This window comes from Streptomyces sp. TBY4, assembly GCF_024213195.1.
GTDB lineage: Bacteria > Actinomycetota > Actinomycetes > Streptomycetales > Streptomycetaceae > Streptomyces.
The window spans coordinates 196,641-217,380 of the sequence record NZ_JANAVF010000008.1 but is presented as its reverse complement, the minus strand read 5'-3'; the positions used below and the strand labels follow the sequence as shown (position 1 = coordinate 217,380).

At 69.7% G+C, this 20,740-nt stretch carries 13 protein-coding genes; 2 read left to right on the top strand and 11 right to left on the bottom strand.

The annotated features are described in order from the left end of the window. Positions 1-36: 36 nt before the first annotated feature. From NLX94_RS21185 to NLX94_RS21170, 4 genes are all read right to left on the bottom strand, one after another. Positions 37-2,910: a stealth conserved region 3 domain-containing protein gene (locus tag NLX94_RS21185; RefSeq protein WP_254384558.1), complete on the bottom strand. Its 2,874-nt coding sequence runs from the start codon at positions 2,908-2,910 to the stop codon at positions 37-39. After that, on the bottom strand, positions 2,910-3,782 hold the full coding sequence (locus NLX94_RS21180; RefSeq protein WP_254384660.1) for a hypothetical protein: 873 nt from the start codon (positions 3,780-3,782) through the stop codon (positions 2,910-2,912). The genes NLX94_RS21185 and NLX94_RS21180 overlap by 1 nt, the downstream gene beginning before the upstream one ends. A gap of 86 nt (positions 3,783-3,868) precedes the next feature. Continuing rightward, entirely contained in the window at positions 3,869-5,572 is a 1,704-nt protein-coding gene (locus tag NLX94_RS21175; protein ID WP_254384557.1) for a stealth family protein, read from the bottom strand. 376 nt (positions 5,573-5,948) lie between these two features. Beyond that, positions 5,949-6,995, bottom strand: coding sequence for a hypothetical protein (locus tag NLX94_RS21170; protein ID WP_254384556.1), 1,047 nt, complete (start codon positions 6,993-6,995; stop codon positions 5,949-5,951). A 223-nt stretch (positions 6,996-7,218) separates the two neighbouring features. On the opposite strand from NLX94_RS21170, the gene NLX94_RS21165 reads away from it, so the two are divergent. Beyond that, positions 7,219-8,304, top strand: coding sequence for an LCP family protein (locus NLX94_RS21165; RefSeq protein ID WP_374683995.1), 1,086 nt, complete (start codon positions 7,219-7,221; stop codon positions 8,302-8,304). A 49-nt stretch (positions 8,305-8,353) separates the two neighbouring features. Here NLX94_RS21165 and NLX94_RS21160 read toward each other — a convergent pair whose 3' ends face one another. The 7 genes from NLX94_RS21160 to NLX94_RS21130 form a co-directional block, all read right to left on the bottom strand. After that, positions 8,354-8,869 carry a GNAT family N-acetyltransferase gene (locus NLX94_RS21160; RefSeq protein ID WP_254384555.1) on the bottom strand — a complete coding sequence of 172 codons (516 nt, stop codon included), beginning with the start codon at positions 8,867-8,869 and terminating at the stop codon, positions 8,354-8,356. A 43-nt stretch (positions 8,870-8,912) separates the two neighbouring features. Beyond that, positions 8,913-10,427 carry an amino acid permease gene (locus NLX94_RS21155; protein ID WP_254384554.1) on the bottom strand — a complete coding sequence of 505 codons (1,515 nt, stop codon included), beginning with the start codon at positions 10,425-10,427 and terminating at the stop codon, positions 8,913-8,915. A 143-nt stretch (positions 10,428-10,570) separates the two neighbouring features. Beyond that, a complete protein-coding gene (gene dxs / locus NLX94_RS21150; protein WP_254384553.1) occupies positions 10,571-12,487 on the bottom strand; it encodes a 1-deoxy-D-xylulose-5-phosphate synthase in 1,917 nt (638 codons plus the stop codon). A gap of 252 nt (positions 12,488-12,739) precedes the next feature. Then, positions 12,740-14,011 (bottom strand): sugar ABC transporter permease, encoded by a 1,272-nt coding sequence (locus NLX94_RS21145; protein WP_254384552.1) that lies wholly within the window; start codon positions 14,009-14,011, stop codon positions 12,740-12,742. Further along, the gene (locus NLX94_RS21140; RefSeq protein WP_112447331.1) at positions 14,008-14,796 is read right to left on the bottom strand and encodes an ATP-binding cassette domain-containing protein; all 789 of its coding nucleotides are present in this window, start codon (positions 14,794-14,796) and stop codon (positions 14,008-14,010) included. Before NLX94_RS21140 ends, NLX94_RS21145 begins: the two co-directional genes overlap by 4 nt. Positions 14,797-14,958: 162 nt before the next feature. Next, on the bottom strand, positions 14,959-16,074 hold the full coding sequence (locus tag NLX94_RS21135; protein WP_254384551.1) for a substrate-binding domain-containing protein: 1,116 nt from the start codon (positions 16,072-16,074) through the stop codon (positions 14,959-14,961). 118 nt (positions 16,075-16,192) lie between these two features. Further along, a complete protein-coding gene (locus NLX94_RS21130) occupies positions 16,193-17,407 on the bottom strand; it encodes an ROK family transcriptional regulator (protein ID WP_254384550.1) in 1,215 nt (404 codons plus the stop codon). Positions 17,408-17,998: 591 nt separating this feature from the next. On the opposite strand from NLX94_RS21130, the gene mgtA reads away from it, so the two are divergent. Then, complete coding sequence (mgtA, locus tag NLX94_RS21125) at positions 17,999-20,719, top strand: magnesium-translocating P-type ATPase (protein WP_254384549.1); 2,721 nt, start codon at positions 17,999-18,001, stop codon at positions 20,717-20,719. Positions 20,720-20,740: the final 21 nt, after the last annotated feature.

Below are 20,740 nucleotides of genomic sequence, written 5' to 3'. Positions count from 1 at the left end.
CCCTGTTCCCTTTCGTACTCGGACGTCGGCTGCCGGTCACAGCGGCCACTCGGGCATCTGGTTGGTGTGGTACCGCTGGTTCCGCGGCGCGCCGTACTCGAACTGGCTCGCGACGGGGAAGTAGCTCGGGAGGAACGCCGCGAGGATCGCGTCCTGCTCCTCCTCCGGGACATCGCCGTCGTGGTAGTCGTTCAGGCAGAAGACGTCGTGCGGGCGGGCCGTCATCAGTCGGGTGAGGCGGGTGCGGTGCTCGCTCAGGCCGACGTTGACGAAACCGCAGGCGATCCGTCCGGGGATGCTGCGGCTGGTCTGGTAGCCGAAGTAGTGGTGCAGGGAGGAGGCGGTGGAGACGTCGCTGTGCGCACGCAGCCTGCTCGCGGCGGTCTGGGCCATGACCTCGGGGTAGGTCTGGTGCAGGTCGGCCATGATGCTGCGGCGCATCGGGTACGGCGCGTGCAGGAAGCCGTGGGTCAGGGACTGGCCGAAGGAGCCGGCGATCAGCGCGCGGTTGTTCTTGGCCGCGCTGATGTTGAAGTCGTCGTCCTGGCGCGTGGGGAGCATCGGGATGGCGGTCGGCGACAGGAAGTGCTTCGCCTGGCCGTTGCCCTCGAAGAAGAGGTTCGGCAGCACGGTGCGGCCGATGAAGAAGTCGTCGTTGAAGTAGAGGAAGTGCTCGGCGAGGCCCTCGATGTGGTGGAGCTGGCTCTCGATGGCGTGCGAGTTGAAGGTCGGCAGCGCGCCGCGGTTGCCGAAGATCTCCGTGTGGTCGACGACGCGCACCCGGTGGTGGGTGGTGTCGAGCCAGGCCGGCACCTGCCGGTCGGTGACGATGTAGATGTTCCGGATCCACGGCGCGTACATGTCGATCGAGCGCAGCGAGTAGCGCAGCTCGTCGCGGCTGCGGAAGCGCGCGGCGCTCGCCGCGGCGTCCACCGTCTCCAGGCCGAGCCCGGACAGCACCTGGTTCTTGCGTTCCAGCCAGTTGACGTCCGAGCCGTCGACCCACGTGTAGACGGCGTCGATGGGGAAGTTCACGTCGGCGTGCAGGGGCTGCGCGAACGGGGCGATGGTCGGGTAGTTGCGGCCGGACAGGACGGTGGAGACCCGGCTCATCGAGTACTGGGAGATCCGGTCGCCGATGAGGGTGCGCGCGGGCGTGATCACGAACTCCGCCTCCTCGGGGTCGGTCTCCCAGAAGGAGATCGTGCATCCGTACACGGCGCCCATGCGCAGGGTGCGCGAGGTGGTCACGACGCTCTGGTAGACGCGGACACCGGTGCACGGGAGCTGCAAGTGGTCCTCGCAGAGTCCGGCGAGGACGGTGGTGATGGCGTCCTGGCGCTCGTTGAGGAGGGCCGCGTAGACGGCTTCCTGCCGGTAGTGGCCGGCCAGTGCCTTGAGGACGGCCTCGCGGTAGCTGGCGTGGACGGCGATGGTCTTGCGCACCATCGTGTCGCGCGTGAGGAGGTACGGGATCCCGGCCGCCTCGAGGGCGTCGGCCGCCAGCGCCAGGTTCGCCTGGACGATGTCGAAGGGGGACTCGGAGTCGGTGACCCGGCAGAGCTGGCCGCCGTCGCGGACGAGCTCGCGGCGGCGCTTGGCGACCTGCTGCTCCAGCTGGCGCTGGCTCCCGGAGCGCGACTGGCTGGGCGGGGCGGGGGCGGCCGCCGTGGCCGCGCCGGTGAGTCCGCTGTGCACGGCGTGCAGGGCGAGGCGGTCGGCCTTGGTGGCGTCGCGCCGGCCGCTCTCGCGGTGGCCCGCCAGCTCCTTGAAGAGCTTCTCCCACTGGGAGGTGATCTGGGGCGGGTCGAAGCGGTGGATGGTGTGCGCGGCCTCGGCGCCCATCCGGTGGCGCAGCTGCTGGTCCTCGATGAGGCGGTTGAGCTGCACCGCGAGGGCCTCGACGTCCCCGTGCGGCACGAGGATGCCCGACCGGCCGTCCAGGATGATCTCGCTGGGGCCGTTGGGGCAGTCGTAGGAGAGCACGGGCACGCCCGCGGCCTGCGCCTCCATGAGGACGAGCGGGAAGGCCTCGTTGCGGGAGGTCATCAGCGCGATGCTGGCCTTGGCCCATTCCTCGGCGAGGTGCGGGGTGTTGCCGTTGAGCTGGATGCTGTCGTGCAGACCGAGCTGGTTGATCTGACGGCGCAGCGCTCCGGAGAGCGGGCCGTCGCCGAAGATCCGCAGGATCCAGTCGGGGTGGCGGGGGGCGATCTGCGCCCAGGCGTTGATCGCGTGGTCGAGCTGCTTCTCGCCGACGAGCCGCCCGGCGGTGACGACCGTACGGGTCTCCAGGGTGGAGCGCGGCCGGAAGCCCGTGGGCAGGGCGTTGGGGATGACCTCGATGCGGGGCGCGCTGGCTCCGAGGGTCTCGGCGAACCAGTCGCGGGTGCGGCCGCTGAGCACGGCGAGGGCGTCGAGCCGTGCGGAGTACTTCAGGAGCGGCTCGCCGCTGGTGCCGCGCAGCTCGGAGACGCGGTGCTCCTGGTGCACGGTGATGACCCTGCTGGGGGCGAGCTGGACCACGAGCGCCATCAGGGCCGGGGTGGTCGTGATGAGGATGTCGGTGTCGGTGTGCTGGAGCGCGAGTTCCAGCTCGATGTCCGACAGCCGGTTGAACGCGGCCTCCCAGGCCCGGTCGACCAGGTTGCTGGACTGCTTGGAGAGGGCGGCGTACGTGTCGTCGCCCAGATCGACCCGGCGCATCGGCCGGGGCACGGGGCCGGTCTGGTCGATGAGGTAGTCGACCCGTACCCGCTCGTCGAGCGCGAAGAACAGCTCCGGCTTGCTGCGGAAGATGCTGAGGACCCGTACGTCGTGCCGGGACGCCAGCTCCGCCGCCTGATTGAAGACAGCTCGTTCGGTGCCTCCCACGGCGTCGGCAGTGGTCAGCAGAAAAGTGATCTTCATCAGGCTCTCCGCCCGGCTTCGGGCATTCGACTGCAGGTGACCCGGAGGTTGCCCGCGGCCGTGTAACGGGGGTGGACGATCATCGGGGCGAGGCCGCGCGGTGCGACCACACCCTTGTTGATGGTGAAGACGCGCATCGGGTTGCGCACGTCGTGCAGTCGGCGACCGATGCGCAGGGCGCGCGACCCCTTCGAGGCTACTGCCACGTCCCAGTGATCGGTGGCGCGCGCGGGCGGCATCTCCTCCAGCGGTACGACGACCCGCCAGGCACCGCCGGGCAGCGCCTCCAGCGGGCGCTGCAGACGGCGGCGGGAGGCGGTGAACTCGGCCCAGGGCTCTTCGAGCCGCGCGCCGACCGTGCGGAAGTCGAGGACGAGCATGGAGTGCGAGAGGTCGATGCGCACGACCTCGGCGAGGGGCTTGGGGTTCGAGGTGACCACGGTCAGGCTGCCGGCGACGGTGCGGCCGAGGCGGTGGCGCAGGCCGTCGACGGGCGAGGCGCTCATCGGCTTGGTCGGTCCGGCGTACGGCACGGGCGGCTCGACCAGCAGCAGCTTGTACTTGCGGGTCCTGCGGCCGTCCTGCATCAGCAGCGTGGTCTTCCAGCGGCCGCTCGTGAGGGACAGGCCGCCGGGCCCGGCGCCGAGGAGCACGGCGGCGTCCATCAGCAGCCGGTCCTCGCGGTCCTCGTAGAGGCGCACCGGCGTGCGGAAGACCTGCCGGCCGTGCTTCAGCTCGAGCTCGGCGGATTCGCCGAGCGGGGCCGAGTCCGGCAGCTCGGCGTGGAGGTTCATGGTGTGACCGTCGAGGACCTGCGCGTACTGCAGCACGGCGGCGCGGCCGATGCGGCGGGGCAGGAAGACGCGCACCATCAGCCAGGAACGGATGGCGACGAGCCGCGTGGCAAAGCCGGCCGCGAACGTTCCACGGGAACGCAGCAGCCACTTCAGGAAATTCTTCATCGGTAGTGCGCGCTTCCCAGCTCGGCGGTGCGCCGGGTGGGGGTCCCCACGGCGTCCGGCAACTCATAGGGGCTCGGTACGGGGAAATACGATTCGAGGAACCGCTCGATCATCCGCGCCTGGGCGTCCTTGTCCTTGGGCGCGACGGTGTCGTTGATGCAGAACGTGTCGAAGTCCCGGCGGGCCACGAGCCGGTCCAGACGCTGCTGCGCCCCGTTGTCGCCGATGTCGATGTACACGTACCGCAGGTCCCCGATCGTGGCGCGGGCCGAGTGGTACGAGTAGTAGTGGTGCAGCGAGGAGGCGATCGGCACGTCGTTCGGGGAGCGGAAGCGCGAGTGCTGGGTGACCCAGTGGGACCGCGAGTAGACGTGCTCGATCTCCGAGAGGATGCTGCGGCGCAGCGCGTGCGGGGTGTGCTTCATCTTCTGGGAGATGAAGGTGCCGAACTGCTGGGCGATCAGGCCGCGGCTGTTCTTGCCGGCCGCGTTGACGGGCAGGTCCTCGGGGGTGACCCGGCCCGGCGGGATCAGGGCCTTGGACATGAAGAACTTGGACAGCCCGTTGGAGTGGAAGAAGTGCTCCGGGCGCACCGGGCGGCCGAAGAACACGTCGTCGTTGAGGTAGAGGAAGTGCTCCGACAGGTCGGGTATGTGGTGCAGCTGGCTCTCGATGGCGTGCGAGTTGAACGTCGGCAGCGCCGCCGGGTCGGAGAAGATCTCCCGGTGGTCGACGACCCTCAGTCCGGGGAACTCGGTGTTGAGCCAGCCCGGCGCCTGGCCGGCGGTGACGAGGAAGATCTGGCGGATCCACGGCGCGTACTGGTGGATGGAGCGCAGGGAGTAGCGGAGCTCGTCGCGGCTGGTGAAGCGCGAGTCGTTGGCCGCCTGCTCGTGCAGCGGGGCGGCGGACTCCCCCGAGGTGATCCCGCGGCGCGCGGCGTCCTTGCCGGCCTTCCACACCGGGTCGGCGTCGTCCACCCAGGTGTAGACGACGTCGATCGGGAAGAGGTGGTCGGAGGGCAGCGGGACGGTGAACTCGGGGAGGGTGCGTGCCTCACCGCTCCAGTACGGGGCGGGCACCGGGCTGAACAGCTGCTGGGGCGCCCACGGGCGGGGGCTGTCCACCGGTATCTCGGTGACGACGCTGTTGGGCCGGGGTGCGACGAGCCGGCCGTGCGACTCCTCCCAGAATTCCAGGTCCACGCCGGACTCCTGGCCGAAGACCAGGTTCCCGGTGGGGTCGCAGACGATCCAGAACAGCCGCAGGATGTCGCGGGTCCGCTGGCGGCGCCAGGCCTTGGTCGTGGAGCCGGGGCGGTGCTGACCGCCGTTGACGTCGGAGACGTAGCCGGGGTTGACGCCGAAGGCGTACTGGAGTGCGTCCTCGACCTCGTCGCGGCGGCTCGCGGGCACGGCCACGCACGGGTTGGGCTTGCCGGTGCCGCGGACGCAGAAGTGGTCGATGCCGGCTTCCTCGAGCACGGCGACGAGCAGGTGCAGGTTGCGGGCCTTCGCGGCCCATTCCGTGGCTCCGGCGACGACCATCGCGTGGGCGTGCTTGCCCTGGGAGCGGACCACGCGCAGGGCGGCGTCGGGGGACTCGCCGGTCCGGTCGGCACTGCCGCCCATGGCGCGCACGACGACGGCCGAGCGGGCCGAGTCGACGAGGGTCATGCTCTTCATGACGCCGGTGCGCATGGGCCTGGGGACCGAGTGGACTATGCGCCGGCGGGCCTGGACAGGGACCAGCGAGCGGTAGCCTGCCACGAAATTACTGGCTTCTGGGTTGCTCACCACGTATCCGCATCCGTCCATCGCAAGTGGCCACATCTGACCTGTCAGCCGGACTCGGCTATTCCGCGCCCCGAACCCTTCCCTGCGCCCCCCCGGACGCTTATCGGATCTTCACACCCAAGGCCATGGGTTGTCCATCTGCAATCTCCTGGCTGTACACCCCAACAGCCCCGGATTCAGGATATGTTCAAGCTTTCGCAAACATCTTGTGAACAACCTCACAAGGAGTCCGCGTCGAATTCGAGCCGCCCGGAGCCCGGGACGCGGAGAGCTCGCGCCCCTAGACCCGGACCCCGGGACGCATGACCAGGCCCGGCTCGTCGCTCTGGCGCACGATGCGCAGCGCGCCCGAGGAGTCCACGGTCCCGATCACCACGCGGCCGTAGGCGTCGAGCGCCAGCAGGGGCGCGCAGGCCGTGGCCTCGCCCGTCGGCGACCACCACAGGCCGCCGCCCTCGTTCTCCGAGCCGCAGGCGGCCAGCATGACCTGGCCGTCGTACCCCCAGTGCGCGAGCACCGTGCAGTCGTACCCGTCGAGCACGGCGCGCAGGGCCGTGAGCCGCCCCGCGGCGGGGGCCCCTCCGAGGGGGATGATCCAGTCGCCGACCCGGTGGCAGAGGATGCCGCCCGTCTCGGCGTCGACCCAGTAGTAGGTCACCCGGCCCGGCGAGGTCTCCAGCGCCACCGCGGTGCCCGGCGCGGGGCTGATCCGGAGGTTGGGGCGGCGTTCGACCTCCCCGTCCGGCTCGGACTGCGCCCATTGCATGGTGCGGCCGTTGTCCGCGGGGGCCAGCAGCTCGATGAGCCCCGCGGACGTGGTGACGGCCGCGAAACCGTCGATGGCGTGCTGACCCTGGAGGTTCTTCCACCCGTCCCAGGCCCCGCGCCGGCCCTCCCGGCGCAGCGACACCCCGCCTCCGGCGTGCCGGACGAACAGGTGCAGCCTTCCGGACGCGGAGACCGCGCCGACCGGCGGGCCCGCCATCGCCGCCCGCGCCGGATCCTTGGAGGGACTGCCGAGCTCGCGCCACTCCGTGATCGGCCGGCCCGTCTGGAACTGGGTCGCCAGGACGAAGTCCACCGCGGGCGTCCCGCCGGTGCCGCGCCCGACGCGGCGGCCGAGCAGGTGCCAGTAGCCGTCGGCGCCCTGCGCCACCGTGATGTGGCTGAGCTCGGGGGTCTCGATGAAATCGGGGCCGGTCCACTTCGGGCCGCCCGGCGCCTCCTCCGTCCACCGCAGCAGACCGCCGCGGGTGCGGACGAAGGCCGTGAGCCGCCCGTCCTTGCCCAGGGCGAGCCAGCGCCCGTCGACGACGAATTCGCTCACCGTGCCTCGACCCTTCCCTAGACCTGTCCGAACGGCCCTGGGGCCCCCATCGAGCGAATGATAGTGCGGCGAACGTACATGCGATCGCGAGCATCGAGTCGTACGCTCATAGCATTTACTGTCTATAATGCACGGCTGGCGCGGGCAGGCCTGGGCGCACTCGCCCCGGCCCGGACCTCGCCCGCAATTGCCGGTGCCGCTACCACCATGGGGGACTCACAGGATGAGCCACGACGTCATGACACCGGGCCGCGGAACTCTCGGCCCTTCCGAGGGGCGCGGGCGCAGGCGCGTCCGGACCCGAGGACAGCGCGTCAGGCGGGTGCTCCTGCTGACACTCCTGGTCCTGCTGCTCGCGGCGGGCGGCACCGGGTGGTGGGCGTACAGCCACCTCAACGGGAACATCGACAGCGTCGACCTGGACCAGGCGCTCGGTGACGACCGTCCGGCCAAGGTCCCGGACAGCGGGCAGAACATCCTGGTGCTCGGCTCGGACTCCCGCGCCGGCGCCAACGGTGAGCTCGATCACGGCAATGTCAGCGGCTCCCGCTCGGACACCAACATGCTGGTGCACATACCCGAGGGCCGCAAGAAGGCCACCGCGATCAGCATTCCCCGTGACACCCTCGTGACCCGGCCGGAATGCAAGGACAAGGACGGCAAGACGATCCCCGGCGCCAACCGCGTCATGATCAACGGCATCATCGGGAGCGGCGGCGGCCCCGCCTGTGTCGTCAAGACCATCGAGAAGATGTCCGGGATCCGCGTCGACCACCTCGTGAAGGTGGAGTTCGCCGGCTTCAAGGGGCTGGTGGACGCGCTGGGCGGCGTGGACGTCACTCTCGACAAGCCCATCAAGGGCGGTCTGAACCTCGACGCGGGCACGCACCGCCTGAATGGCGAGGACTCGCTGAAGTTCGTGCGCACCCGTCACGGCTACGGGGACGGCAGCGACCTCGGGCGCATCGACCTGCAGCAGAAGTTCATGATCGCGATGCTGGCCGAGATCAAGAAGCAGGACATGCTCAGCAGCCCGGCCAAGCTCTACAAGCTCGCCGACGCCGGCACCAAGGCGCTGACCACCGACGCCGAACTCGGCTCCCTCAAGGGCCTGTCGGACTTCGGCCAGAGCATGAACGGCGTGGACCCGGCGACCATGGAGACGATCATGCTTCCGGTGGCCTACGACAAGATCGACAAGAACCGCGTCGTCGCGGTCGAGCCGCAGTCCGGCCAGCTGTGGGAGGCCCTGCGCAACGACCAGCCGATCCCGGCCTCGGCGAAGAAGTCCCCCGCCACCGGCGGCTGACCGCCGCCACCCGCCCCACCCCGTAGCACCGTCCCCCCGGGGGACGGTGCTACGCGCCGTCGCCGCCCAGCACCGCCCGCCAGTCCCCGCTCGCGTGCCACTGCCCCGGCGGGTACTCGAAGCGCACCTCCCCCAGGAGCACGAACCCGGCCGCGCGGCACACCGCGTTGGAGGCCGGGTGGTCGACGGACGGGAAGGCGTGCAGGTGGCGGCGGGTGCCGTGGACGCCCGCGTGCGCGATGAGCGCCCGGACCGCGCGGGCCGCGAGCCCCCGGCCCTGGAACTCGGGGAGGATGCCCCAGCCGGCCTCGTAGACCTCCTCGCCCTGCCAGACCCGCTCCCAGAAGCCCGTGCTGCCCACGGTCTCGCCGTCGGCCACGACCCGGAACATCCGCCCGGCCCCGGGCTCCCCGGCACTCATCGCCAGGTACCGCCGGTGGCGGTCGCGGAGCTTGGCCGCGGTCTCCGGGCCGCCCAGATGCTCCGTCATGGCAGGCTCGTTCTTGCGCTCCAGCAGCCAGAAGTCGTCTTCCGACCAGGGTTCCAGTCCTACGGTGATCTCCATGCCCTCACCGTAGGACAGGCGTACGACAGGCGTGGGACGGGGTTCACCGGTCCTGGCGCGCCGGGTTCGGGGTCATGCCCTCGCCGCGGCCCAGCCGGCTGTGCCGCTTGCCGTAGAGGTAGTAGACGGCCACGCCGATCACCATCCAGATCCCGAAGCGCAGCCAGGTCTCGGCCGGCAGGTTCAGCATCAGCCAGACCGACGCGGCGATCGACAGGATGGGCACGAGCGGCACCCACGGGGTGCGGAAGGACCGGTGCAGGTCGGGCCGGGTGCGGCGCAGGACCATCACGCCGAGCGCGACGACGACGAAGGCGAAGAGGGTGCCGATGTTCACCAGGGTCGCCAGCTCGTTGATGCTGGTGAATCCGGCGACGATCGCGATGACCACGCCGAGCAGGATGGTCGGCCGGTAGGGCGTACGGAACTTCGGGTGGGTCCGCGAGAAGAAGCGCGGCAGCAGTCCGTCGCGGCTCATCGCGAAGAACACCCGGGTCTGGCCGAGCAGCAGGATCATGCACACGGTGGTCAGGCCCACGGCGGCGCCGAAGCTGATGATGCCTCCGTAGACCGGATGCCCGGCGGATTTGAAGGCGTCGGCCAGCGGGGCGCTGACGGACAGCTCGGAGTAGTGCTGCATGCCGGTGACCACGAGCGAGACGGCCACGTACAGCACCGTGCAGATCAGCAGCGAGCCGAGGATGCCGCGCGGCATGTCCCGCTGGGGCAGCTTGGTCTCCTCGGCCGCGGTGGCGACGACGTCGAAGCCGATGAAGGCGAAGAAGACGACGGAGGCCGCGGTGAAGATGCCCATGATGCCGAAGTTGGTCGGCTCGTAGCCGAAGATCAGCTGGACCAGGGGGGCGTCCAGGCCCGCGCCGCCCTCCTGCTTCACCGCCTTCGGGACGAAGGGCTCGTAGTTGCTGCCCTTGATGAAGAACAGGCCGGCGAAGATCACGATGAGCACCACCGTGACCTTGATCGCGACCACGATCGCGGTGATCCGCGCGGACAGCTTCACGCCGACGACGAGGATCGCGGTCAGCACCAGGACGAGCACGAAGGCCAGCAGGTCGAAGCTGCCGCCCGGTACATCCGGCCCCTCGAGCGCGGCCGGCAGATGGAGCCCGGCGTTGTCCATGAGCGAGCGGACGTACCCGGACCAGCCGACCGCGACGACGGCCGTGCCGAGGGCGAATTCCAGCACCAGGTCCCAGCCGATGATCCAGGCCGGCAGCTCGCCGATCGAGGCGTAGGAGAAGGTGTACGCGGAACCGGCGACCGGCACGGTCGAGGCGAACTCGGCGTAGCAGAGCGCGGCGAGCGCGCACACGACGCCGGCCGCGACGAACGCGAGCGCCGTGGAGGGGCCCGCGGTCTCCTTGGCGACCTTGCCGGTCAGGACGAAGATGCCGGTACCGATGATGACGCCGACGCCGAAGACCATCAGGTCCCAGGCCGAGAGCGACTTCTTGAGCTGGTGTTCCGGCTCCTGCGTGTCGAGGATGGACTGCTCCACCGACTTCGTGCGGAACGGGCTGTTCAGATCCGAGCTCACCGACGCACCTCCGAACGGGGCGTACGTACGCGGACGGGCCGGGAGGCCCACCCCCTTCAAGGGTGATCTCCCGGCCCGTGGCCTGCAACCGCGCGGCGATCTACGCCGGCCCGTCCGGGCCCCGTACGGGCCCGCCGGGCCGTCTAGTCGACGGCGGCGGCCGGCTCGCTGTCGTAGCGCCCGTCCAGCTTGGCCACCAGGCCGGTGACCTGCCGCGCGATGTCCGGGGCGGTCAGACCGATCTCGGCCATGACCTCCTTGCGCGAGGCGTGGTCCAGGAAGCGCTGCGGAATGCCGAAGTCGCGCAGCGGTACGTCGACCCCCGCGTCCCGCAGTGCCTGCGCGACGGCGGAGCCCACACCGCCGGCCCGGCCGTTGTCCTCGACGGTGACGACCACGCGGTGGCGGTCGGCGAGCGGGGCCAGGGCCTCGTCCACCGGCTTGACCCAGCGGGGGTCGACCACGGTCGTGGAGATGCCCTGCTTGTCGAGGAGGTCGGCGATCTCCAGGCACATCGGGGCGAGCGCGCCGACCGAGACGAGCAGTACGTCCGGCCGGGCGACTTCGGCGGCCGGGGTGCGCAGCACGTCCATGCCGCCGATCCTGCCGACGGCCGGGACGGCCGGGCCGACGACGCCCTTGGAGAAGCGCACGACGGTCGGCGCGTCCTTGACCTGGACGGCCTCGCGGAGCTGGGCCCGCAGCTGCTCCGCGTCGCGCGGGGCGGCCAGGCGCAGGCCCGGGACCACCTGGAGGATGGACATGTCCCACATGCCGTTGTGGGAGGCACCGTCGGTGCCGGTGACGCCGGCCCGGTCCAGGACGAAGGTGACCCCGCACTTGTGCAGGGCCACGTCCATCAGGACCTGGTCGAAGGCGCGGTTGAGGAAGGTCGCGTAGACCGCGAAGACCGGGTGGGCGCCGCCGGAGGCCAGGCCCGCCGCCGAGGTGGCACCGTGCTGCTCGGCGATACCGACGTCGAAGATCCGGTCCGGGTAGGCGTCGGCGAACTTCTTCAGGCCGACCGGCTGGAGCATGGCCGCGGTGATGCCGACGATGTCCTTGCGCTCCCGGCCGAGCTGCACCATCTCGTCGGCGAAGACGGAGGTCCAGCTGGCGGCGTCCGTGGAGACGGGCAGGCCGGTGTCGGGGTGGATCGGGCCGATGCCGTGGAAACGGTCCGCCTCGTCCTGCTCCGCGTGGGTGTACCCGCGGCCCTTCTGGGTGAGGCAGTGCACGATGACCGGGCCGCTGAAGCGCTTGGCGCGCTGCAGGGCCGATTCCAGGGCCTCGATGTCGTGGCCGTCGATGGGCCCGATGTACTTCAGGCCCAGGTCCTCGAACATGCCCTGGGGGGCGATGAAGTCCTTGAGGCCCTTCTTGGCGCCGTGCAGGGTCTCGTAGAGGGGCTTCCCGACGACCGGGGTGCGCTCCAGGAGGTCCTTGCCGCGGGCCAGGAAGCGCTCGTAGCCGTCCGTGGTGCGCAGGGTGGCCAGGTGGTTCGCGAGGCCGCCGATGGTGGGGCCGTACGAGCGCTCGTTGTCGTTGACGACGATCACCAGGGGGCGGTCCTTGGCGGCGGCGATGTTGTTCAGCGCCTCCCAGGCCATGCCGCCGGTGAGGGCGCCGTCGCCGATCACCGCGGCGACGTGGTGGTCCTCCTTGCCGAGCACCTCGTTGGCCTTCGCGAAGCCGTCGGCCCAGCCCAGCACGGTGGACGCGTGCGAGTTCTCGATCACGTCGTGCTCGGACTCGGCGCGCGAGGGGTAGCCCGACAGGCCGCCCTTCGTGCGCAGGCCGCCGAAGTCCTGGCGGCCGGTGAGCAGCTTGTGCACGTAGGCCTGGTGGCCGGTGTCGAAGAGGATCTTGTCCTTGGGCGAGTCGAAGACCCGGTGCAGAGCGATGGTCAGCTCCACGACACCGAGGTTGGGGCCGAGGTGCCCGCCGGTCTTGGAGACGGCGTCGACGAGGAAGGTCCTGATCTCGGCGGCGAGCCGGTCGAGCTCCTCCTGGCTGAGCCGGTCCAGATCGCGCGGTCCCTTGATGCGGGTCAGCAGCACCCGTGCCTCCTTGCAGTCGCTTGCTGGTCTGCCGAGTCTAATGTTCGCTACTTGCGCGACAGTCAAGCGCGGTCCCGGTCAGGTCACACCTTTGTCATACCTGTACACATCAGTACGGAGCCACACCCCCCAAAAGGGTGCATACCCGCACAACTGTGCGTACATACCTACGCACAGGTGCCCGGCGCCACACCAAGTGGCACCGGGCACTGTGACGGTTCTTACCGCCGCATCACGCTCCGCGCACGCCGGTCAGGCGCGCCCGGCCGTCTTCTGCGTCTTGCGGGTGACCGAGTCGATCACCACGGTGGCCAGGAGGACCGCGCCGGTGATCATGTACTGGATCGGCGTCGCGATTCCCTCCAGGGCCAGACCGTACTGGATGGAGGTGATGACCATGACGCCGAGGAGGGCGTTCCAGGTCCGGCCGCGGCCGCCGAAGAGGCTGGTGCCGCCGATGACGGCCGCCGCGATCACGTTCATCAGCAGGTCGCCGGCGCCGGCGCTCTGGTTGGCCGCCGCGATCTTGGAGGCCCAGAAGAGGCCGCCGATCGCCGCGAAGGTGCCGGCGATCGCGAAGACCGTGATCCGGACCCGGTTGACGTTGATGCCGGCGCGCCGGGAGGCCTCGACGCTGCCGCCGAGGGCGAAGACCTGGCGGCCGAAGGTGGTACGCCGCAGGAGGAAGTCCGTGCCGACCAAGGCCAGCAGGAAGAGCACGATCGCCAGCGGCAGGCCCTTGTACTGGTTGAACACGAAGGCCGGACCGAAGGTGAACACCGCGAGGAGCCCGGTGCGCAGCAGGATCTCGCCCAGCGGCCGGGAGGGGACCCCGGCGGCCTCGCGGCGCCGCGCGTCGGAGAAGGTGGCGAGGAAGTACCCCACCACGGCGAGGGCGGCGAGCCCGTAGCCGACGGCCACGTCCGAGAAGAAGTACGTGGTCAGCTGCCCGACCACACCCTCGGAGTCGAGGTTGATCGTGCCGTTGCTGCCGAGGATCTGCAGCATGGCACCGGACCAGAAGAGCAGGCCCGAAAGGGTGACGGCGAAGGCCGGGGCGCCGATCCTGGCGAAGAAGAAGCCGTGGAGGGAGCCGATCAGGGCACCTCCGGCGATCGCCGCGAGGATGGCCAGCCACTCGTTGACGCCGTTGGTGACCGAGAGGACGGCCACGATGGCGCCGGAGACGCCGCTGACCGAGCCGACCGAGAGGTCGATCTCGCCGAGCAGCAGGACGAAGATGATGCCGACCGCCATCATGCCGGTGGCCGTCATCGTGATCGCGATGTTGGTGAGGTTCTCGGCGCCGAGGAAGTTCGAGTTCAGGCCCTGGAAGATGCTCCAGATGATGACCAGGCCGAGGACGACGGGCACGGAGCCCAGGTCGCCGGCCTTGAGCTTGCGGCCGAACTCGTTCACGTACCCGGCGAAGCCCTGCTCGCGTACGAGCAGGCGGGGGTCCACGGCCGGAATGGCGTCGTGGGCGGCGGCCGGGTTGACGGGGTCTATGTGCTGGGTGCTCACTTGCGGGCCTCCCCGGTACGGGCCGCCCGGCGGGTCACGGCGTTGTCCGTGGCCCCGGTGATGGCGGAGATGATCTCTTCCTGCGAGGTGTCCTTCACGGAGAAGACGCCGTTGTTGCGCCCCAGCCGCAGGACGGCCACCTTGTCGGCCACGGCCTTCACGTCGGCCATGTTGTGGCTGATGAGGATGACGGCGTGGCCGCGCTCGCGGAGCCGCTCGACGAGGTCGAGCACCTGTGCGGTCTGCTCGACGCCGAGGGCGGCGGTGGGCTCGTCGAGGATCACGAGCTGGGGCTCGCCCAGCATGGAGCGGGCGATCGCCACGGTCTGGCGCTGACCGCCCGAGAGCGAGGCGATGGGGATGCGGACGCTGGGGATCCGGATGGACAGGGTGGTCAGGAGCTCGCGCGCGCGCCGCTCCATCTCCACCTCGTCGAGGATGCCGCGCCGCTTGAGCTCGCGGCCCAGGAAGAGGTTGCCGACGACGTCGATGTTGTCGCACAGCGCGAGGTCCTGGTAGACCGTCGCGATGCCGAGGTTCTGGGCGTCGTGGGGCTTGGTGATCGAGACCGGACGGCCCTCCCACTCGATGACTCCGTCATCGATGGGGTGCACGCCGGCGATCGTCTTGACCAGCGTGGACTTACCGGCGCCGTTGTCGCCGACGAGGGCGACCACCTCGCCGGAGTGGATCTCGAGTTCTACGTCGGTGAGGGCCTGAACGGCGCCGAACCGCTTCGAGACCCCGCGCAACGCCAGTACGGGCGCAGCGGACACATGAACCATCTCCTTGCCGCCTGACCGGCGGGGATGTCGTGCAGAAAAAGCAGGACCACGGGGGGAATTGAGGAGAAACGATTCTGTCCGGCGCCCCGCCGGTGGCGGGATGGAGGCGGGAGCGCCGGACAGGCATGGGGGCCGCTCGGCGCACCGAGCGGCGGGGGGGGCCTACTTCAGGCCGGCGGCGGCGCAGGCGGCCGCGTACTTGTCCGTGCAGATCTCGTCGACCGTGTAGACGTTGTCACGGATGACGGTGTCCTTGACGTTCGCCTTGGTCAGCGACACGACCGGGATCAGCAGGGACGGGACGCCCTTGGTGGTGGGGCTGTCGACCTTCGCGGTGGCGGTGGTCGCGATCGACTCGCCCTTGGCGAGCGCGACGGCCATCTTCGCGGCGGCCTCGGCCTCGGGGGCGTACGGCTTGTAGACGCTCATGAACTGCTCGCCCGCCACGATCCGCTGCACACCGGCGAGTTCGGCGTCCTGGCCGGTGACCGGGGGCAGGGGGGAGACGCTGGCAGCCTTGAGGGCGGTGATGATGCCGCCGGCCATGCCGTCGTTGGCGGAGTAGACGCCGATGACCTTGTCCTTGCCGAGCGCGGAGAGCGCGGCCGCCATGTTGGTGTTGGCGTTCTCCGGCTTCCACTCGACGGTGTCGTACTCCTTGCCGATGTTCACGTTGCCGTCGAGGACGGAGTGCGCGCCCTTCTTGAACAGCGCGGCGTTCGGGTCGGTGACGGAGCCGTTCATCATGACGATCTGGCCGTCCTTGGCCTTGGCGCCCAGGGCCTCCAGGAGCGCCTTGCCCTGGACCTTGCCGACCTCTTCGTTGTCGAAGGAGGTGTAGGCGTCGATCGGGCCCTCGGCGAGGCGGTCGTAGGCCACGACCGGGATGCCGGCCTCCTTGGCCTTCTTGACCGAGCCGGCGATGGCCTTGGAGTCCACCGCGTCGATGATCAGGACGTTCACCTTGTTGGTGATCATCGTGTCGACCTGGGAGTTCTGCGTGGTCGCGTCCTGCTTGGCGTTGGCGTAGACGACCTCGCCCTTGCCCGCGGTCAGGTCCTTGACCGCCTTCTCGATGAGCGGCTTGTCGAACTTCTCGTAACGCGCGGTCTGGTTCTCCGGCAGGAGCAGGCCGACCTTGATCGCGCCGCCCTTGACGGCGCCGGAGGCGTTGTCCTTCTTGTCCCCGGACTCCTTCGCGCTGCCACAAGCGGCGAGCGAGACGGCCATGGTGCCGGCGGCAACGGCAACGGCAACTCTGCGCATACGCGTGTTCATTACTTGAACCTCCCTGACGAGGCCGCAGCACTGCGGCCGAGGTGGATGTGAGTCAACCCCGGCCGCGAGTTTGTCGTCAAGGAGTGAATGCTTAACGAGATGACAACGACGCCATTCGTTATCTAACTGAAGACAAGACGGCGGGAGCTCGCACTCCACTTCCATTTTCCGCCAAAAGCGTCGAATCGCCCATCTCACTCAGTACGAGGGCCAGCGCTCCCAGCACCTCGGCCCGACCGCCCAGCGACCCCGTGAGCACCGACAACTGCCGGGCCGCACTGGGGATCGCGTACCTCCCCACTGATTCACGGATGGGGGCCAGGACCAGTTCACCGGCGTCCGCGAGCGAGCCGCCCAGGACCACCCGGCTCGGGTTCAGGAGGTTGCACAGACTGGCCACTCCGCTGCCGATGTGGCGGCCCACGTCCGTGATGACCCGGCGGCAGCCGGGGTCCCCGTCCCGGGCCAGCTCCACCACCCGTTCCATCGTCAACTCCGGTCCGTGGCTGCTCTGCAGGAGCGGCAGCACGTACCGGGCGGCGGCGAAGGTCTCCAGGCAGCCGCGGTTGCCGCAGCGGCAGACGGGACCCGATTCGTCGAGCGTGATGTGCCCGATCTCCCCGGCGGTGCCGCCGGGTCCGCGGTAGATCTGCCCGTTGATCACGAGGCCGGCGCCGACACCGCTGGCGACCTTGATGTAGGCCAGGTCCTTCACTCCCCGGCCGCTCCCCCAGACGAGTTCGCCGAGCGCCCCGAGGTTCGCGTCGTTGTCCACGTACACCGGTACGCCCAAGCGCTGCGAGAGCTCGCGCCGCGGGTTGATCCCGGCCCACCCCGGCAGGATCGCGGTGGACCCGAGGGTGCCGGACTCCACGTCGATGGGGCCCGGTACGCCGAGCCCGACGCCGATGACCTTGTCGCGGCCGATCCCGACGCCCTCGACGAGCCGTCCCACCAGGGCTTCCGCCCGGTCGAAGCCGTCGACCCAGGAGGCGTCCACGTCCAGCGGCTCGGACTCCTCTGCCAGCACCTGGTGCGCCAGGTTGCCCACGGCCACCCGCAGGTGGGTGTGGCCGAAGTCGACGCCGATCACGATGCCGGCGTCACCGCTGAGCGAGACGCTGCGCGCCCGCCTGCCCCCCGCGGAGGTGTCCGTGACCTCGACGGTCCCGGCCTCCTTGAGCTCCCGGACGATATTGGAGACCGTGGCCGCCGACAGGCCGGTGCTCCGGGCGATCTCCGCCTGGGTCAGCGAACCGGCGAGCCGTACCGCCCGTACGACGCGCTCCAGATTGGCGCGATGCAGCGAGGACTGCGATCCGGGAGTCTGCACGACTCATCCACTCCTGCCCATAAGCAACGGCAAGCCGTCGCCCCCCGGCCGGGGCGGTCAGCGGCTGCATGCCCCGACTGACACGAGACCCCGGCGTCTCTCCAACTTGTGAACCTTAAGTCGAGCCTTTGCGCCTCGCGACGTCAAGAGGCCGCCGCAGTACGAATCGGCCACTACCGGTCATAAGTATGAGAGAAACCTCCATCCTGATCGTGCTACGGTCGCCGTGGCGCTGGTTTTCACGGCCTTCACGGCCAGACCGGGCGCCCTCTGTCATGCAAGCGCTACGCAAGGAGGTGTTCGGGATGAGTCCCGATCGAAGTCCTTGCAGCGCTCTCTCCGGCTGAGCCCTTCTGAGCTTCCGGCCTCTCTTCGAGTGTGCACGCCCGCGGCCCCGTGCCGCCCTCGTGCGTTTCTGCATTCATCTTCGCCATCCCTTCCGCACGCCCTGACGCTTCCGTCCGGCGCGCGTCATCCATGCCCATCGGCGTGCCCGCGTGGCCTCACGTGCCACCGCGCGCCGACCCATGATCACTCCACGTGACCGCGCGGCTCCGCGCTGCCCGGACGCCGTGGAGGGAGGTATTTGCCATGACCATGCTCACCCCCCGTACCCCCACGAAGCTCGCACCCCCGGGCCGGGCCCGCCGCGAGCGCAAGGCCGCCGAGCTGGAGGCCCGTACCCGGCTCGTCGGCGAGCGGCTCGCCGGGATCAGCGCCCGCCCGGGCATCGAGGTCCTGCAGTCGGTCGACGCCTCGCGCAACGGCCTCACCCACACCGAGGCCGCCCTGCGCCTGGAGCGCCACGGCTCCAACGTCATCGCCCAGGAGCGCGCCCCGCGCTGGTACGCCCAGCTCGCGAAGGCGTACGCCAACCCCTTCATCGCCGTCCTGGTCTTCCTCGCGGCCGTCATGTACTGGCAGGACCCGGCCGATCCCGGCGTGATCATCCTCTCGGTGATGGTCGGGATCAGCGGCCTGCTCCGCTTCTGGCAGGAGTACCGCTCGGGCCGCGCCGCCGACGCGCTGAAGCAGCTCGTCACCACCACCTGCGCGGTGCAGCGCCGGGCCGGCAGCGGCTCCGGACCCACCACCTTCGAGATCCCGATGGACCAGGTGGTCCCGGGCGACGTGGTCAAGCTGGGCGCCGGCGACCTGATCCCCGCCGACCTGCGGATCATCACCGCCAAGGACCTGATGGTCGGCCAGGCCGCCCTGTCCGGGGAGTCCCTGCCGGTCGCCAAGGCCGACACCCGCACGGACGACCTCGGCCAGAGCGGGACCACCGACCCCGTCGAGGCCGACAACCTCTGCCTGATGGGCACCTCGGTGACCTCCGGCACCGCCACCGGACTCGTCGTCGCCACGGGCTCCGACACCTACTTCGGCTCGATGGCCGGCTCCCTGGTCGGCGAGCGCCCGGAGACCAACTTCGACACCGGGGTGCGCAAGGTCAGCTTCCTGCTGATCCGCTTCATGCTGCTGATGGTCCCCGTCGTCTTCATGATCAACGGCTTCACCAAGGGCGACTGGCAGGCCGCCTTCCTCCTCGGCATCGCCGTGGCGGTCGGCCTGACCCCCGAGATGCTGCCGATGGTCGTCTCCGCCAACCTGGCGCGCGGCGCGGTGGCCATGTCCAAGCGCAAGGTGGTCGTCAAGCGGCTCAACGCCATCCAGAACCTGGGCGCGATGGACGTGCTCTGCACGGACAAGACCGGCACCCTCACCGAGGACCGCATCGTCCTGGACCGCTACCTCGACGTGCACGGCGACGAGGACAACGAGGTCCTGGAGTACGGCTACCTCAACGCGCACTTCCAGACCGGCCTGAAGAACCTGATGGACCAGGCGGTCATCGACCGCGTGGGCGAGGCCGAGGAGGTTGTCGTCGACGCACGCTTCTCGATGGTCGACGAGATCCCCTTCGACTTCGCCCGGCGCCGGATGTCCGTGGTCCTGAACCGCAACAGCATCGTGGGCGGCACCGGCCGGCCCGAGCACGTCATGATCACCAAGGGCGCCGTCGAGGAAGTCCTCGCCCTGTGCACCCACATGACGGACCGCGGGCAGAAGGTCGAACTGACCGAACAGCTCCGGTGGCACGTCTCGCGCATCGCCGAGGACAACAACCGCCAGGGCCTGCGCGTCCTCGCCGTCGCCACCCGCACGATGCACACGCCGCGCGACACCTACACGGTGGCCGACGAGGACAAGCTGACCCTGGTCGGTTTCCTCGCCTTCCTCGACCCGCCGAAGGCCGACGCCGCCCGGGCCCTGCAGGGCCTGGCCGACAAGGGCATCGCGGTCAAGGTCGTCACCGGCGACAACGAGCTCGTCGCCGCCCGGGTCTGCGCCGATGTCGGCCTCACGGTCGGCCACGTGGTGGGCGGCACCGAGATCGACACCCTCGACGACGCGGAGCTGCGCGCGCTGGCCGCCCGTACGACGGTCTTCGCCAAGGTCAACCCGGTCCAGAAGGCGCGGATCGTACGGGCCCTGCAGGCCGACGGCCACACGGTCGGGTTCCTCGGGGACGGCATCAACGACGCGGCGGCGCTGCGCGACGCCGACGTCGGCATCTCGGTGGACACCGCGGTGGACATCGCCAAGGAGTCCGCCGACATCATCCTGCTGGAGAAGGACCTGACCGTCCTGGAGCAGGGCGTGATCCAGGGCCGGACCACCTTCGGCAACACGATCAAGTACATCAAGATGACGGCCAGTTCCAACTTCGGCAACGTCTTCTCGGTGCTGGTGGCGAGCGCCTTCATCCCCTTCCAGCCGATGCTGGCGATCATGCTGCTGGTGCAGAACCTGGTCTACGACATCGCCCAGCTGGCCACGCCGTGGGACCGGATGGACGAGGAGTACCTGAGGAAGCCGCGCAACTGGGACGCCAAGGGCATCGGCCGCTTCATGGTCTGCATCGGCCCGATCAGCTCCATCTTCGACATCGCGATGTTCCTGATCATGTGGAACGTGTTCGCCGCGAACAGCATCGAGCACGAGGCGCTCTTCCAGTCCGGCTGGTTCATCGAGGGCCTGCTCTCGCAGACCCTGGTCGTCCACATGATCCGTACCCGCAAGATCCCCTTCATCCAGTCCCGCGCCTCCTGGCCGGTGATGGTGATGACCGTCCTCGCGGTGCTGACCGGGCTCTTCCTGCCCTTCTCGCCCCTGGCCGCCTCGCTGGGCTTCGTACCCCTGCCGATGGGCTACTTCCCGTGGCTGATCGGCGTGCTGCTGGCGTACTGCACGCTCACCCAGCTGCTGAAGACCGTGTACATCCGCAAGTTCGGCACCTGGCTCTAAGAGCCGGCGAAGAAGGAAGAA